Source organism: Clostridium sp. 16K-1-R1, from assembly GCF_023921145.1.
Taxonomy (GTDB): domain Bacteria; phylum Bacillota; class Clostridia; order Clostridiales; family Clostridiaceae; genus Sarcina; species Sarcina perfringens.
Window position 1 is genome coordinate 1,105,260 of the sequence record NZ_CP046515.1, and the last position, 15,219, is coordinate 1,120,478.

16 protein-coding genes and 1 pseudogene are annotated in these 15,219 nt (G+C 31.6%); all 17 read left to right on the forward strand.

What is annotated here, in order from left to right; genetic code table 11:
- The first annotated feature begins 303 nt into the window (after positions 1-303).
- The 17 genes and pseudogenes from GOM42_RS04775 to eutH all read left to right on the forward strand — a co-directional run bounded on the left by GOM42_RS04775 (position 304) and on the right by eutH (position 15,217).
- On the forward strand, positions 304-654 hold the full coding sequence (locus GOM42_RS04775) for a BMC domain-containing protein (RefSeq protein WP_003453843.1): 351 nt from the start codon (positions 304-306) through the stop codon (positions 652-654).
- Positions 655-657: 3 nt separating this feature from the next.
- Positions 658-1,092, forward strand: coding sequence for a EutP/PduV family microcompartment system protein (locus GOM42_RS04780; RefSeq protein ID WP_011590423.1), 435 nt, complete (start codon positions 658-660; stop codon positions 1,090-1,092).
- 17 nt (positions 1,093-1,109) lie between these two features.
- A complete protein-coding gene (locus GOM42_RS04785; RefSeq protein ID WP_003453802.1) occupies positions 1,110-1,685 on the forward strand; it encodes a response regulator in 576 nt (191 codons plus the stop codon).
- A gap of 3 nt (positions 1,686-1,688) precedes the next feature.
- Positions 1,689-3,116, forward strand: coding sequence for a sensor histidine kinase (locus GOM42_RS04790; protein ID WP_003455831.1), 1,428 nt, complete (start codon positions 1,689-1,691; stop codon positions 3,114-3,116).
- Positions 3,117-3,331: 215 nt separating this feature from the next.
- Positions 3,332-4,765 carry an ethanolamine ammonia-lyase reactivating factor EutA gene (gene eutA, locus GOM42_RS04795; protein WP_003480633.1) on the forward strand — a complete coding sequence of 478 codons (1,434 nt, stop codon included), beginning with the start codon at positions 3,332-3,334 and terminating at the stop codon, positions 4,763-4,765.
- 18 nt (positions 4,766-4,783) lie between these two features.
- Positions 4,784-6,151, forward strand: a complete 1,368-nt coding sequence (locus tag GOM42_RS04800; RefSeq protein WP_003454054.1) for an ethanolamine ammonia-lyase subunit EutB — start codon at positions 4,784-4,786, stop codon at positions 6,149-6,151.
- Positions 6,152-6,167: 16 nt separating this feature from the next.
- Positions 6,168-7,055 (forward strand): ethanolamine ammonia-lyase subunit EutC, encoded by an 888-nt coding sequence (eutC, locus tag GOM42_RS04805; protein ID WP_003454028.1) that lies wholly within the window; start codon positions 6,168-6,170, stop codon positions 7,053-7,055.
- Between the two features lie 21 nt (positions 7,056-7,076).
- Positions 7,077-7,730 carry an ethanolamine utilization microcompartment protein EutL gene (gene eutL, locus GOM42_RS04810; protein WP_003461990.1) on the forward strand — a complete coding sequence of 218 codons (654 nt, stop codon included), beginning with the start codon at positions 7,077-7,079 and terminating at the stop codon, positions 7,728-7,730.
- A gap of 12 nt (positions 7,731-7,742) precedes the next feature.
- Positions 7,743-8,507 (forward strand): BMC domain-containing protein, encoded by a 765-nt coding sequence (locus GOM42_RS04815; RefSeq protein ID WP_004456186.1) that lies wholly within the window; start codon positions 7,743-7,745, stop codon positions 8,505-8,507.
- Positions 8,507-9,985 (forward strand): acetaldehyde dehydrogenase (acetylating), encoded by a 1,479-nt coding sequence (locus tag GOM42_RS04820; RefSeq protein ID WP_025649037.1) that lies wholly within the window; start codon positions 8,507-8,509, stop codon positions 9,983-9,985. The genes GOM42_RS04815 and GOM42_RS04820 overlap by 1 nt, the downstream gene beginning before the upstream one ends.
- A gap of 354 nt (positions 9,986-10,339) precedes the next feature.
- Positions 10,340-10,630, forward strand: coding sequence for an ethanolamine utilization microcompartment protein EutM (gene eutM, locus GOM42_RS04825; RefSeq protein WP_003453976.1), 291 nt, complete (start codon positions 10,340-10,342; stop codon positions 10,628-10,630).
- Between the two features lie 77 nt (positions 10,631-10,707).
- Positions 10,708-11,484 carry an ethanolamine utilization cobalamin adenosyltransferase gene (locus GOM42_RS04830; protein WP_003453880.1) on the forward strand — a complete coding sequence of 259 codons (777 nt, stop codon included), beginning with the start codon at positions 10,708-10,710 and terminating at the stop codon, positions 11,482-11,484.
- A gap of 9 nt (positions 11,485-11,493) precedes the next feature.
- Positions 11,494-12,129 carry an ethanolamine utilization phosphate acetyltransferase EutD gene (gene eutD / locus GOM42_RS04835; RefSeq protein ID WP_003455694.1) on the forward strand — a complete coding sequence of 212 codons (636 nt, stop codon included), beginning with the start codon at positions 11,494-11,496 and terminating at the stop codon, positions 12,127-12,129.
- A 207-nt stretch (positions 12,130-12,336) separates the two neighbouring features.
- Positions 12,337-13,095 carry a TIGR02536 family ethanolamine utilization protein gene (locus GOM42_RS04840; RefSeq protein ID WP_003455851.1) on the forward strand — a complete coding sequence of 253 codons (759 nt, stop codon included), beginning with the start codon at positions 12,337-12,339 and terminating at the stop codon, positions 13,093-13,095.
- Positions 13,096-13,241: 146 nt separating this feature from the next.
- Entirely contained in the window at positions 13,242-13,514 is a 273-nt protein-coding gene (locus GOM42_RS04845) for a EutN/CcmL family microcompartment protein (RefSeq protein ID WP_003474302.1), read from the forward strand.
- Between the two features lies 1 nt (position 13,515).
- Entirely contained in the window at positions 13,516-14,070 is a 555-nt protein-coding gene (locus GOM42_RS04850) for an ethanolamine utilization microcompartment shell protein (RefSeq protein WP_003477263.1), read from the forward strand.
- Between the two features lie 50 nt (positions 14,071-14,120).
- Positions 14,121-15,217: pseudogene (gene eutH / locus GOM42_RS04855) on the forward strand (ethanolamine utilization protein EutH).
- Positions 15,218-15,219: the final 2 nt, after the last annotated feature.

Below are 15,219 nucleotides of genomic sequence, written 5' to 3' on the forward strand. Positions count from 1 at the left end.
TTTGGAGCTTATTTTAGATAGGCATAGATATATACTTAATAAAGAATCAGATAAAAGACAATAAATTTATTAATATGACAAAATAATATGAAAAATATGTGAATATATTGACAAAGGGCCTATTAAAATTTATAATAAAGATATCACAAAGGTGTGATTAAGTTTTCGAGCAATGTAGCTTCTTAAAGGTATTTCATTTACTTAAAGATAGGAATGAAACTTTAAGGAGCTTTTTTATTAAATAGTTATGAAAAGGATTTAACTAGTCAATAATTTAACGTGGGAAAGTAAGGTGAGAAGCATATGGGAGAAGAGTCAAAACAGAGAATTATACAAGAATATGTACCAGGGAAACAAGTTACACTTGCTCATATAATAGCAAATCCTAATGAGGACATATATAAAAAATTAGGTCTTATAGTGGATAAAAAGGATGCCATAGGAATATTAACTATAACACCAAGTGAAGCCTCTATTATTGCGGCAGATGTTGCTACAAAGGCTTCAGGAGTTTCATTAGGTTTTATAGATAGATTTAGTGGATCTTTAGTAGTAACTGGTGATATAAGTTCCGTTGAGTCAGCCTTAAATGAAGTTTTAGATGTTTTAGGTAACATTTTAAATTTCTCATCAACTAAGATCACGAGGACTTAATATATGGGAAGAGTAATATTTATGGGTAAGACAGGATGTGGAAAAACAACCTTATGTCAAGCCTTAAACAATCTAGAAATAAAATATAAGAAAACTCAAGCCATAGAACTTTATGATAATGCCATAGATACTCCAGGAGAATATATGGAAAACAGGGGATACTATACTGCTTTAATAGTTACAGCAGCAGATGCTGATATTATAGCTTTAGTATATGATTGTACCTCAGAGGAAAATTATATTGCTCCGGGGTTTGCAAGTATGTTTTGTAAAGATGTTATAGGTATTATCACAAAGATAAATCTAGCTAAGGACGAGTCAGAAATAGAAGTAGCAGAAGAGAGATTAAATTTAGCTGGAGTAAGTAAAATATTTAAAGTTGATACAGTAGATGATGTAGGAATTAAAGAGTTATTTAATTATCTAAACAAATTTTAATTTGAGGTGAACTGTTAATGAAAAGAACTATAGTAATAGTCGATGATGAGCCTATTACAAGAATGGATACAAGAGAAATTTTAGAGGCTAATGGATACGATGTTGTAGGAGAGGCTTCTGATGGTTTTGAAGCAATTGAAGTTTGTAAGAAATATAATCCTAGCTTAGTTTTAATGGACATAGATATGCCTTTATTAGATGGAATAAAAGCTAGTAAGGTATTAACTAAGGAAAAATTAGTTGGGGGCGTAATATTATTAACAGCATTTGAAGACAAAAAGTATATTGAAATGGCTAAAGAAGTAGGAGCCTTTGGATATATGATTAAGCCTGTAAATGAGAAGGTATTTATTCCTACTGTAGAAATGTGCTTATCAAAGGCAGAAGAATTTGATGAACTAAAAAAAGATTATGATAAAATAAACAATAAATTAAATGATAGAAAGTTAATAGAGAAGGCAAAAGGAATACTTGTTAAGCAATTAAACTCAAATGAGAATGATGCTTATAACAGAATAAGAAAATTAAGTATGGATAGAAGAACTACCATGGCTGAAATAGCAAAAATAATAATTGTTGGTTATGAGGGATAATTAATGATTGGAACACTATGTAAAGAATATACTCTTTTAAGTGAAGAGGAGATAAATAAAATAAGAGAAGTTTCAAAATCTCTACAGATTATGGCTGACTTTTATGAAAGTGATGCATTTATAGATGTTTTAGATAAAGAGGGAAACTTTGCTATTGTGGTAGAGCATGCTATTCCAAAAGATAAGCCTTCATTATATAAAGAAAAAGTAGTTGGAAAAAAAGCTTTAAAGGAAAATGAGCCAGGTGTTATAGAAACATTAAAAAATGGAACAGTTAATAAGGATATAAAAGCACTGACTCAAGAAAATAAGTTTGTAAAACAAAGAATACATCCAATTCTTAATGAAGAAAAGGTTGTAGGAGTTGTTATAGTAGAAAAAGATATTAGTAATGAGCTTGAAAGTGATTTCAAAATTGACATAAGTTCTGCAAATGAAAGTTCAGAATCAAAAGGTTTTTTAAATCTTTTAAGAGAAGGTACTTTAATAACAAATAATCTTCATGATGGAATACTTGTTTTTGATAAAAAAGGAAAGCTTGTTATAAAAAATACTAAAGCAGATAATATATATAGTAGTTTAGGATATAAAAGTATAGACTATGGAGATGATTTTAATAAATTGTCTTTAGATAATTCCAAGTTTGAAGATCTTTCAAATGTTATTGGAGAAAAGAGTGACTTAAAACAAATAATAGAGGTTCAAGTGAAAAATTCTTATTTTGAATTAAGTAGAACCTTTATAGATAAAGAAAATTTAAGAATAATTGAGATAATAAAGGACATAAGTGATGTTAAAAATAAAGAGGCTGAGTTAGTTTTAAAATCAGTGGCACTAAGAGAAGCTCATCATAGGGTTAAAAATAGTTTGCAAACAGCAGCCGCATTACTTAGAAGTCAAAGTAGAAGATGCAAAAGTGAAGAGGCTAAGGAATATTTACAGGAAAGTGTAAACAGAATACTTGCCATTGCTACTACTCACGATTTATTATCTAAATCTCAAGGAAATAATATTAAGGTTAGAGATGCACTTGAGGTACTAACAGAAAACATAAAGAAAAGTTGGTATGGATCTAACATAAACATCTATATAACAGGAAATAATTTTTATATAGATGGAGAAAAGCTAACTGGATTACTCTTAATAATGAATGAACTTATACAAAATTGTTTTGATCATGCATTTATTAATAAAGATGAAGGTACAATACAGATTCTAATACAAAGTGATGGAGAAGATAAAGCCATAGCTGTTGTGGATGATGGATGTGGATTTGACTTAGGTTTGATTAACAATAATAATTTAGGATTATTCATAGTTAATAGTTACATAAAGGATCAGCTAAAAGGAAGTATGAATATAACTTCTAACAAAGAAGGAACCAAGGTACTATTAAATTTTAAAATTGAAGAAAATGAAGAATTTAAATAACTATGAACTGCGAAGTAGTGGTTTGAATTGAGCAATGAGGCTTAAGGTTATAGAAAATAAAACTTAGATTTTTAAATCAGGTTTATTTCTGTAGCTTTAAGCCTTTTTAGTTCTTTAAAATAATTATTTAAGTTAAGAAATTTAATTAGAGTATTATAAGTTGATATGAAAAATAACAGCTTATGAATTTTAAAAAATATTAAGGGGGTGAAAGGATGAGAGAGGAACTTTTAAGTGTTGGAATAGATATAGGCACAAGTACAACTCAGCTTATATTTTCTAAGTTAATAGTTGAAAATGAAGCATCAGCTTTTACCGTTCCAAGAATAAGTATTGTAGATAAGGAAATTATCTATAGAAGTGATGTTTACTTTACACCACTTATTTCAAATACTGAAATAGATGGAAGAAAAATAAAAGAAATTATTGAAGAAGAATATAAAAAGGCTGGAATAAATAAGGATGATATTCAAACAGGTGCTGTAATAATAACAGGGGAGACAGCTAGAAAAGAAAATGCAAACGATGTATTACACACATTGAGTGGATTTGCTGGAGACTTTGTTGTGGCAACAGCTGGACCAGATTTAGAAAGTATAATAGCTGGAAAGGGTGCTGGAGCACATATTTATTCTAAGGAACATTCAACCAGTGTTGTCAATATGGACATTGGAGGAGGTACAAGTAACCTTGCACTTTTTTTAAGAGGTGAAGTTAAGGAGACTGGCTGTCTAGATGTAGGTGGAAGACTTATAAAGATTAATCCAAATACAAAAGAGATAATATATATTTCACCTAAAATAGAAAGAATAATAAAAGAAAAGAATTTAGGTCTACAAATAGGAACTAAGGCAACCGTAGAAAACATTAAACCAGTAGTCAATATGATGGTTTCTTGGTTAGAGGAAAGTGTTGGTTTAAGACCTAAGGATGAATACTTTGATTACATAGTAACTAATAAAAGTATAGCTTTAGAAAATGAGATAAAATGCATATCCTTCTCAGGAGGAGTTGCAGATTATATATATTATGAGGGAGAAATCCAAGACTATTTTAAATATGGAGATATAGGAATAATACTAGGGCAAGCTATTAAAAATTCAGATTTATGTAAGAAGCTTAAAGTAGTAAGATCTATTGAAACCATAAGAGCAACTGTTGTGGGAGCTGGCTCTCATACAACAGAAATAAGTGGAAGTACAATTACTTACACAAAGGATAGTTTCCCAATAAAAAATTTACCAATATTAAAGCTTAGTTTAGAAGATGAAAGTCAAGGTTCTTATGAATTAGAAACAGCTCTTAAGAAAAAAATAGAATGGTTCAGGTTAGAAAATGACTTTCAAAAGATAGCAATAGCTATTAATGGTAAAAAGAATCCATCCTTTAAAGAGATACAGGAGTATGCAAAAGGTCTTGTAAATGGAATGAAGGATTTGATTGAGAAAGAGGGACAACTAATAGTAGTTGTTGAAAATGATATGGCTAAGGTTTTAGGACAAGCAATATATTCCTTACTTAATTTTCAAAAAGAAATTATATGTATTGATGGTATTAAGGTTGAAAATGGAGATTACATAGACCTTGGAACACCAATTGCAGATGGGAAAGTATTACCTGTTGTTATAAAAACATTAGTTTTCAACTAGTTGGAAGGAGGATAAAAAATGATTTTAAAAACAAAATTATTTGGAAAAGTCTATGCTTTCAAATCTTTAAATGAGGTTATGGCTAAGGCAAACGAAGAGAAATCAGGAGATAGATTAGCTGGATTAGCAGCAGAGTCTTCAGAAGAAAGAGTAGCAGCAAAGGTTGTATTATCAAATATAACTTTAGAGGATTTAAGAAATAACCCAGCAGTTCCTTATGAAATAGATGAGGTAACTAGAATAATTCAAGATGATGTAAATGAAAAAATATATAGTGAAATAAAACATTGGACAGTATCTGAATTTAGAGAGTGGATATTAGATGAAAATACAACAGGTGCTGATATAAGAAGAATTTCAAGAGGGTTAACTTCTGAAATGGTAGCAGCTGTAGCAAAATTAATGTCTAATATGGACTTAATATATGGAGCAAGAAAAATAAAGGTAACAGCTCACTGTAACACAACAATAGGTGAAAAAGGAACTTTATCTGCAAGACTTCAACCAAACCATCCAACAGATGATCCAGATGGAATAATGGCTTCATTATTAGAAGGATTAACTTTTGGTGTTGGAGATGCAGTTTTAGGATTAAACCCAGTTGATGACTCTGTTGAGAGTGTTACTAAAGTATTAAAGAGATTTGATGAAATAAAAAGAAAATTTAAAATACCAACTCAAACTTGTGTACTAGCTCACGTAACAACTCAAATGGAAGCTATAAGACAAGGGGCACCTACAGACCTAATATTCCAATCAATAGCAGGTTCTGAAAAGGGAAATGAAGCTTTTGGATTTAATGCAGCAACTATAGAAGAAGCTAGACAATTAGCTTTAAAACAAGGAACGGCTACAGGACCAAATGTAATGTACTTTGAAACAGGACAAGGTTCAGAGCTTTCATCAGATGCTCACCATGGAGTTGACCAAGTAACTATGGAAGCTAGATGTTATGGATTCGCTAAGAGATTCCAACCATTCTTAGTTAACACAGTTGTTGGATTCATAGGACCAGAGTATTTATATGATTCAAAACAAGTTATAAGAGCAGGTCTTGAAGACCACTTCATGGGTAAATTAACAGGAATACCAATGGGATGTGATGCATGTTATACAAACCACATGAAAGCAGATCAAAATGATATAGAAAACTTAGCTGTATTATTAACAACAGCAGGATGTACTTATTTCATGGGAATTCCACATGGAGATGACGTAATGCTTAACTATCAAACTACAGGATACCATGAAACAGCAGCTTTAAGAGAAATGTTTGGATTAACAGCTATTAAAGAGTTCCAAGATTGGTTAGTTGAAATGGGATTCGTAGACGAAAATGGAAAGCTTACTAAAAAAGCAGGAGATGCATCTGTACTTTTAGGATAGGAGGGAGAAGAGAGTTATGAACGAAAAAGATTTAAAACTAATGGTTGAGCAATTAGTTAGCCAAATGGTTGGACAAGTTGATATGCAATCAGTAGAAAAAGTGGTTAAGGAAGTTTCAAAAAATCAATCTCAAGTGGAAAGTGATGAATTTATACCAGATATTACAGAGATAGATATAAAGAAACAACTTTTAGTTGATAATCCAGCTGATAGAGAGGCTTACTTAGAAATGAAAGCTAAAACTCCAGCTAGATTAGGATCAGGAAGAGCAGGAGCTAGATATAAAACTATAACAGCTTTAAGAATGAGAGCTGACCATGCTGCTGCACAAGACTCAGTATTCTCAGATGTTTCAGAGGAATTCATAAAGAAAAATAATTTTATACCTGTGAAAACTATGTGTACTGATAAAGATGAATATGTAACTCGTCCAGACCTTGGAAGAAGATTTTCACCAGAAACAACAGAGATCATAAAAGAAAAATGTGATAAAAATCCTAAGGTTCAAATAATGGTTGGAGATGGTTTAAGTTCAGCTGCAATAGAAGCTAACGTAGAAGATATTCTTCCTTCAATAGAGCAAGGATTAAAAATGTATGGTTTAAATGTTGGACCTATATTATTTGTTAAATATTGTAGAGTTCCAGCTATGGATGCTGTAGGAGAAGCAACTGGAGCAGATGTTGTTTGCTTACTAGTTGGAGAAAGACCAGGTCTTGTAACTGCTGAGTCAATGTCAGCATATATAGCATATAAACCAAAGGTTGGAATGCCAGAAGCTAAAAGAACTGTTATATCAAACATTCATAAAGGTGGAACAACTGCCGTTGAAGCAGGAGCTCACATTGCAGAGTTAATAAAAACAATGTTAGATAAAAAAGCTTCAGGAATAGATCTTAAATAATAAGTTTGGAGGGAATTAAGCATGAAAAATGATTTAATACGTCCTAATGTTTTAAGCGTTAAGATAATATCAAATGTTAGTCCAGAAATGGCTAAAAAATTAGAATTAGAACCACATCACAAGAGTTTAGGATTAATCACAGCAGACTGTGATGATGTAACTTATACAGCTTTAGATGAGGCTACAAAGGCAGCAGAAGTAGATGTAGTTTATGCTAGATCAATGTATGCTGGAGCTGGAAATGCTTCAACAAAATTAGCTGGAGAAGTAATTGGTATCTTAGCTGGACCAAGTCCTGCTGAAGTTAGAAGTGGATTAAATGCTACTTTAGATTTCATTGATAGTGGAGTTGGATTTGTAAGTGCAAATGAAGATGATTCAATTTGTTACTATGCTCAATGTGTATCAAGAACTGGATCATATCTTTCAAAAACAGCAGGAATAAGAGAAGGTGAAGCTTTAGCTTACTTAGTAGCTCCTCCATTAGAAGCAATGTATGCTTTAGATGCAGCATTAAAGGCTGCAGATGTTGAAATGTGTGAATTCTTTGCACCTCCAACAGAAACAAACTTTGCAGGAGCCTTACTTACAGGATCACAATCAGCATGTAAAGCAGCATGTGATGCCTTTGCAGAGGCAGTACAATCAGTAGCTAGTAATCCATTAGGATTCTAATAGGCTAAAGATATGGGAAAAGCTTTAGGATTAATAGAATTTATAGGATATGTACCAGCCATATGTGCTGCAGATACAGCCTTAAAAGCTGCAAGTGTTGATTTGATTGGAATAGAAAAGGTTACTGGAGGAATTGTAACTGTAAAGATTACAGGAGATGTAGATGCTGTACAAGCTGCAGTGGAATCTGCTGAAAATTATGCAAGTAGAATTGGAAGTTTAAGAAGTGCTCATGTAATTCCAAGACTTGATGATGAGGTAGAGAATCTTTTAATGAATAGTAAAAGTTCAGAAGAAGAGATACAAGAAGAAATTCAAGAGTTGGAAGAAGATATTAAAGAGGTTTTTGAAGAGATAAGAGAGGAAATTACAGAAGCTATTATAGAGGAAACAGAATCTAAAGAAGAAAGCCTACAAGAAGATGTTGTTGAATATGTTAAAAATGTTAATGATGAAGTAGAAGAAATTTCTGAAAAAATAGAAGGTGAATCTCACTTAGATGAAATAGAAGTTTTTGAAATCTCTCAAAATAAAGAAAGCTCAAAAGAATCTTTAGAAGAAGTTATTATAAAACCTGAACTGACAGAGGATAAGACCACAGAGAATAAAGAAGCTGATTCTATAGATATAAAAGAAATATCTAAAATGAGTGTTAAGGAATTAAGAAAGAAAATAAAATCCTTAAATATTAATATAACTTCTAATAAGCTTAAGTCTCTAAAGAAGAAAGATTTAGTAGATATATTACTAAAATATAATGAAGAAGGTGACAGTTAATGGAGTTTTTAGATAAAGACTTAGTTTCCATACAGGAAACTAGGGGACTTATAAGAAAGGCTAAAGAAGCTCAAAGTAAGTTAGCCCGTATGAGTCAACAAGACATAGATAGAATAGTTAAAGCTATATCTGATGCTGCTTATGAAAATTCTGAAAAACTTGCTAAGATGGCAAATGAGGAAACAGGATTTGGTAAATGGGAAGATAAAGTATTAAAAAATGTTTTTGCTGCAAGAACAGTTTATGAATCAATAAAGGATACAAAAACTGTTGGAATAGTAGAGGAAAATGTTGAGAAAAGAGCATTTAAAATTATGGTGCCAGTAGGAGTAGTTGCAGGACTTATACCATCAACAAATCCAACTTCAACAGCAATCTACAAAGCTATGATTTCAATAAAAGCTAGAAATGCAATTGTTTTATCACCACATCCAAGTGCAAAAAAATGTATTATTGAAACAGCTAAGATAATAGCTAAGGCTGCTGAGAGAGCAGGTTGTCCAGAAGGAGCTATAGGATGCATTACAGTACCTTCAATAGAAGGAACTAATGAACTTATGAAGAATAAAGATACTTCATTAATCCTAGCAACAGGTGGAGAAGCAATGGTTAGAGCTGCTTATTCATCAGGAACACCAGCTATAGGTGTTGGACCAGGAAATGGACCAGCATTCATAGATAAGAGTGCAGATGTTAAGTTAGCAGTTAAGAGAATATTAGATTCTAAAACTTTTGATAATGGAACAATATGTGCTTCAGAACAATCAATAGTAGTTGAAAAAGCTATGGAAGATGAAGTTGTTAGAGAATTAAAAGAACAAGGAGCTTACTTCTTAACTGAAGAACAAGCAAATCAACTATCTAAATTTGTAATGAGAGCAAATGGAACTATGAACCCACAAATAGTTGGAAAAACTCCACAAGACATAGCTAAATTAGCTGGTTTAGAAGGAATTCCATCTTGGGCAAGAGTTTTAGTTCCAAGAGAGTGCCATGTTGGACATAAGTATCCATTCTCAAGAGAAAAGTTAACAACTATTTTAACTTTCTTTGTAGAAGAGAATGTAGATGCTGTATTAAATAGATGTAGAGAAATATTACTAAATGAAGGAGCTGGACATACATTCTGTATGCATGCAAATAATGAGGAGCTTGTTAAGAGATTCGCATTAGAAATGCCAGTTTCAAGAATGGTAGTAAATTCACCAGGAGCTCTTGGTGGAATAGGAGCTACAATCAACTTAGTACCTGCCTTAACATTAGGATGCGGTGCAGTTGGAGGAAGTTCTACATCACATAACATAGGACCATTAGATTTAATGAACACAAGAAATGTAGCTTATGGAGTTAGAGAACTTGAAGATATTAGAGAGTTAGCTGTAGGAGCTACAAAGGAAGTTGCCTCAAGTTTAGACTTAGGTGACAAGGAAGAATTAATAAACTTATTAGTTAAGAAGATTATTGAGGAACTTAAGTAAGTTTTAAGATAATTGGATTCTAATATAAATTAAAAACTTATTTAATATTAAATATAATTTTCATTACATAGAAATGAAAAGATATAAAAAGGCTTAATATGTTTTAGTCTTAGGAAAATTACTCTTAGGACTAAGACTATATTAAAAGTCTAAAGGCAGGTTCTTTAGGCTAATAGATAAATATAAAATTTTTAAATAATTCAAATTAAAGAGATGTAAAAATACATTAATACTAAGATTTTGGAGTTAAAAGCTCTATGTGAAATTTTAACTAAAAAGGTTTAAAATTAAATTAAAGACAAATTAAAGTCTAAATTAAAAAATTAAGAAGGATATTTTGAGGAGGAATTTGTTATGGCAAACGCAAATGCATTAGGAATGATCGAAACTAGAGGATTAGTAGGAGCAATAGAAGCTGCTGACGCAATGGTTAAGGCTGCAAATGTTCAATTAGTAGGAAAAGAACAAGTTGGTGGAGGATTAGTAACTGTTATGGTTAGAGGAGATGTTGGAGCTGTTAAAGCTGCTACTGACGCTGGAGCTGCTGCTGCTGAAAGAGTTGGAGATTTAATATCAGTACATGTAATCCCAAGACCACACTTTGAAGTGGATGCTATATTACCAAAGGCACCAAAAGCTGAATAATAAAAAGTTGTAATTAGGGGTTGCATAAAGAGTCTTTTATGCACTCCTTTTATACATCTAATAGGGGATGTGATAAAATGGCTGTTTTGACAGAAGGTGAGGTAAGAAAAAGATTAAGTAGAGAAGACCTAAAAGCTCTAAAAGAATTTAAGGTTGTAAAGGGAGAAATAATAACTCCATCTGCAAAGTCTTATTTAGCTGAACATAATATAAATTTAGTTTATGTTAATTCTGAAGAAGAAAAATTAAATAAAGAAACAGAACCTAAAGAGATAATAAGAGAAGTCGTTAGGGAAAAAGAATACAAGTATGAAACTGTTTTTGGAGCTAAGTTAGATGAAAAGCCAGAGCATATGACTCATCTAACAGGCAATCTTCTTGTATTTAAAGATCATAAGAGAATAATATTTAGAGGTAAGATAGATTCTCTTGAAGCAAGAATTGTTGAAACACAAGTTCTTTGTCATAAACAAGGAATGAATAAACTTGTAGAAGACCTTCAAGAAATACTAAATCTTATAGGAAGAATATTGAGATGTGAGGTTTTAAGTGAGCCTTTAGAAGGTTTTTCTCTTCAAGGAATGACAGAAAAGGATCTTAGAGAAAAATCACATAACCCTAAAAAATACTTTGGTATAGGACATGAAATGCCAACTTATGAAATGGGTGAAATAGTGGCTGCACTAAATATTTTAAGAACTTTAACTAGAGAAACAGAGCTTTCAGCTTATGAAGCTTTTAAAGGTGAATATGGACAAGTTGAGAGAGAAGATTTAATTAGAGCTTTAAATAGACTATCCTCAGTATTTTGGATTATGATCTTTAAAGTTAGAACAGGAAAGTACGAGAAATAGGAGGAAGCTATGGACAATCTATTACAGGACATTATAGAGGAAGTAGTCAGAAGAGTTAAGGATGAAGCTTTTATAGAAGTTGAAGCTTCAGGTAGACATGTTCATTTAACTAGGGAGCATATAGAAATATTATTTGGAGAAGGACATGAGCTTACTAGAATAAAAGATTTATCTCAACCAGGTCAGTATGCTTGTAAAGAAAGAGTTACTATATCAGGGCCTAGAGGTAAGATAGATAATGTTGTGGTTTTAGGACCACCTAGAAATGAAACTCAAGTGGAAGTTTCATTTACAGATGCTCTAGTACTAGGATCTATACCTCCAGTTAAATTAAGTGGAGATTTAGAGAATACTCCAGAAATAACAATTTCAACAGAGAGAGCTTCTATAGCATTAAATAGAGGGCTAATGGTTGCTAAAAGACATATACACATGACACCAGAGGATGCAATAAAATTTGGTGTTAGTAACAATGAAAGCGTAAAAGTTAAGGTTTTAGGGAAAAGACCTTTAATATTTGATGATGTAATTGTAAGAGTTAGCAAAGATTACAGAACATTTATGCATATTGATTATGATGAAGCAAATGCCTGCGGATTTTCAAAGGGAACTTTTGCCTTAATTGTTGGAAAAGATGAAAAATAATAATTTAAGATATTAAGCTTATACATTAAGTTAAAAGTTAATTATGCTTTAGAAAGCTTTATACTAATTTAATGATATAGAAGTTTTAAAGAGTTATCTTAATTTAGTATATTAAGCTTTTGTAAAGGATTATATAGTTTAACTACCTAAAATCTTAGGAGTATTTAAATAATATTTTAGCTAATGTAAGTGAGAGGAAGCCTCTAAATGAAAGGGGGTAAGGATAATATGGACTATGAAAAGTTAGTTGAATTTTTAGTAGATGAAATATACAAGAGAATTCAAGAGGAAAATAGTAAAAGTAATTCTTTAGAAAAGAGAAAATCCATTGTTGTAATTGGAGAGAGTAATGTAAGTTTCTACAGAGAAGCCTTAAAAGGATTTGATATTAATCCATTAACATCAGAATGCAAAGATTGCGACATATTACTTATATCAAAGCTTTGTATTAAGGGACTTAGCAACATAGCTCAAGGAACATGTACAACAAAGGCAGAAAATTTTGCTTTAGAAATGCTTTTAAAAGGTAAGAAAGTTTATATTCTTGAGGATGGTATTGAGTATAGAAAATACAAAAATACGGCTCCAAAAGTTTTATACAATAAATATATTAAGTTTGAGGAAGAGCTTCTAGCTTATGGCATAGAAGTTATAGATGATTTAAATAGGATTTCAATAGAAAGCAAGGATGAAAAAGTTTCTTTTAGTGGAATTAAAGAAGAAATAAGTAAAAATCTTTGTTTATGTAGTGAAAATAAGGTTGAAGGAAAAAAGGACTTAGATACTACTGCTATTGCAGATGAGTTCACAATAAATCTTTCAAATAAGAAATTAGTATCAGAAAGTGATCTAAGAAAGCCTCACATAAATGGAGTAAGAACCTTAATAGTTGATAAAAAAGCTATAATTACTCCCTTAGCAAAGGATTATATTCGCATAAATAATTTAAATGTTGTGCTTTCTTAGAGTAGCTTAACTCTTTAAAATATGGATGATTTTTGTTTATGAAGCTAATTAAACTTAAGAATCATCCATATTTAAAATAAACAACCTTTAAAAAGGGTTAAAGTATTTAGGGAAAGTGGCAATAAGATGATTGGGAGTGAATTATTATGGAAATAGGAAGAGTAGTAGGAAATGTGTGGGCAACTAGAAAAGATGAAAAACTAAATGGACAAAAGTTTTTAATAGTTAAGCTTCTTATAAGTAAAGATAAGGAAAAAGAGGGCTTGTTTGTAGCCGCTGATAATGCTGGTGCTGGAATTGGAGATATTGTTCTTATAACTAAGGGTGGTGCTGCAAGACAATCAATTGGAAATAGAGAAGTTCCTATAGATGCTGCCATAGTAGGTATTGTAGATTCTATAGATATTGAAGAGGATTAATATGAAAAAAAGTATAGGAGCTTTAGAATTTAGAAGTATCAGCAAAGGCATTGAGGTTTCAAATGAGGTTGTAAAGAAAGCTTTTGTAGAGGTTTCTTACCTTAAAAGTATTTGTCCTGGGAAATTCTTTTTAATTGTTAATGGAGATGCTGGAGAGGTGAAGGAAGCCATAGAATTTGGAGAAAAACTTGGAGAGAAATATTTAGTTGGAAGCTTTATTATAAACTCTATTCACCATGACATAATAAATGCTCTTAAGGGAAAATATTCTCAAAAAAACATAGAGGATAAAGCAATTGGAATAATGGAAACGGGAAAGGTTTCTTCCGGTATATTAGCCCTAGATAAAACATTAAAAAGCAGTGAGGTTAATTTAGTTAAGCTTCAACTGGCTTTTGGAATTGGTGGAAAGCTTGTATATATAGTCTCAGGAGATTTAAGTAGTGTAGAAAATGGAATGAGAGAAGGACAAGCTATTTTACAAGAAAAGGACATTATAAATGTTTCTATAATTCCTTTTGTACATAGTGAGATAGCAAAAAATTTAATTAAATAAATTTATGAAAAATAATTAAGTCCATATTTTGAGAATAAGGGGGAAGAGAAATGTCTATCAATGAAATTATCGTTTATATTATGGTTGCATGTATGGCTTTAGGAGCTATAGACAAATGCCTAGGAAACAAATTTGGAATAGGTGAACAATTTGAAGAAGGTATAATGGCAATGGGTTCTCTAGCTTTAGCTATGGTTGGAGTTATATGCTTAGCACCAGTACTTGCTTCTGTTTTAGGACCAATAGTAACACCTGTATTTAATGCTTTAGGAGCGGACCCAGCAATGTTTGCAGGTTCAATACTTGCAAATGATATGGGGGGAGCACCACTTGCAGCTAGCTTAGCACAAGATCCACAAGCAGGAATGTTTAGTGGTTTAATCATAGGAGCTATGATGGGAGCTACTATAGTATTTACAATTCCAGTATCTTTAGGAATTATAGAAAAGAAAGACCATAAATTCTTAGCAACAGGAATTTTAGCAGGAATAATAACTATACCAGTAGGAGCTTTTGTTGGAGGATTAGTAGCAGGATTCCCAGCAATGATGGTTCTTAAAAACTTAGTTCCAATAATAATATTTGCAATTTTAATAGCTATAGGCTTAGCCTTTGCAGAAGAAGCTATGATAAAAGGATTTAATATTTTGGTAAGATAGTTGTTATAATTATAACTTTAGCTTTAGCAGCTGCTATTATAGAAGCTTTAACAGGAATAGTAATAATACCAGGAATGAATCCTATAAGTGAAGGTATAGAAATAGTTGGAGATATTGCTATAGTTTTAGCTGGAGCATTCCCACTAGTTTATATAATCACTAAAGTATTTAAGAAACCTTTAATGGGACTTGGAAAAATATTAGGAATCAATGAAATAGCTGCAGCTGGTATGATTGCTAGTTTAGCAAACAATATCCCAATGTTTGGAATGTTAAAAGACATGGATGACAGAGGAAAAATAATAAACGTTGCCTTTGCAGTATCAGCTTCTTTCGTATTAGGAGACCACTTAGGATTTACAGCTGGTTTTAATCCAGAAATGATATTCCCTATGATAGTTGCTAAATTAGTTGGAGGTATCACAGCGGTTATTCTTGCAATGTTCATAGCAAAGAAAACTTTAGGAAAAATAGAGGAGGCTAAATAATT

Bases quoted from the DNA above. Each gene is read 5' to 3' on its own strand.
- GOM42_RS04845 (WP_003474302.1), top strand. From the start codon at position 13,242: ATGGAAATAGGAAGAGTAGTAGGAAATGTGTGGGCAACTAGAAAAGAT.
- GOM42_RS04790 (WP_003455831.1), top strand. From the start codon at position 1,689: ATGATTGGAACACTATGTAAAGAATATACTCTTTTAAGTGAAGAGGAG.
- GOM42_RS04820 (WP_025649037.1), top strand. From the start codon at position 8,507: ATGGAGTTTTTAGATAAAGACTTAGTTTCCATACAGGAAACTAGGGGA.
- GOM42_RS04785 (WP_003453802.1), top strand. From the start codon at position 1,110: ATGAAAAGAACTATAGTAATAGTCGATGATGAGCCTATTACAAGAATG.
- GOM42_RS04830 (WP_003453880.1), top strand. From the start codon at position 10,708: ATGGCTGTTTTGACAGAAGGTGAGGTAAGAAAAAGATTAAGTAGAGAA.
- eutL (WP_003461990.1), top strand. From the start codon at position 7,077: ATGAAAAATGATTTAATACGTCCTAATGTTTTAAGCGTTAAGATAATA.
- eutA (WP_003480633.1), top strand. From the start codon at position 3,332: ATGAGAGAGGAACTTTTAAGTGTTGGAATAGATATAGGCACAAGTACA.
- eutM (WP_003453976.1), top strand. From the start codon at position 10,340: ATGGCAAACGCAAATGCATTAGGAATGATCGAAACTAGAGGATTAGTA.
- GOM42_RS04840 (WP_003455851.1), top strand. From the start codon at position 12,337: ATGAAAGGGGGTAAGGATAATATGGACTATGAAAAGTTAGTTGAATTT.
- eutC (WP_003454028.1), top strand. From the start codon at position 6,168: ATGAACGAAAAAGATTTAAAACTAATGGTTGAGCAATTAGTTAGCCAA.
- eutD (WP_003455694.1), top strand. From the start codon at position 11,494: ATGGACAATCTATTACAGGACATTATAGAGGAAGTAGTCAGAAGAGTT.
- GOM42_RS04800 (WP_003454054.1), top strand. From the start codon at position 4,784: ATGATTTTAAAAACAAAATTATTTGGAAAAGTCTATGCTTTCAAATCT.
- GOM42_RS04775 (WP_003453843.1), top strand. From the start codon at position 304: ATGGGAGAAGAGTCAAAACAGAGAATTATACAAGAATATGTACCAGGG.
- GOM42_RS04850 (WP_003477263.1), top strand. From the start codon at position 13,516: ATGAAAAAAAGTATAGGAGCTTTAGAATTTAGAAGTATCAGCAAAGGC.
- GOM42_RS04815 (WP_004456186.1), top strand. From the start codon at position 7,743: ATGGGAAAAGCTTTAGGATTAATAGAATTTATAGGATATGTACCAGCC.
- GOM42_RS04780 (WP_011590423.1), top strand. From the start codon at position 658: ATGGGAAGAGTAATATTTATGGGTAAGACAGGATGTGGAAAAACAACC.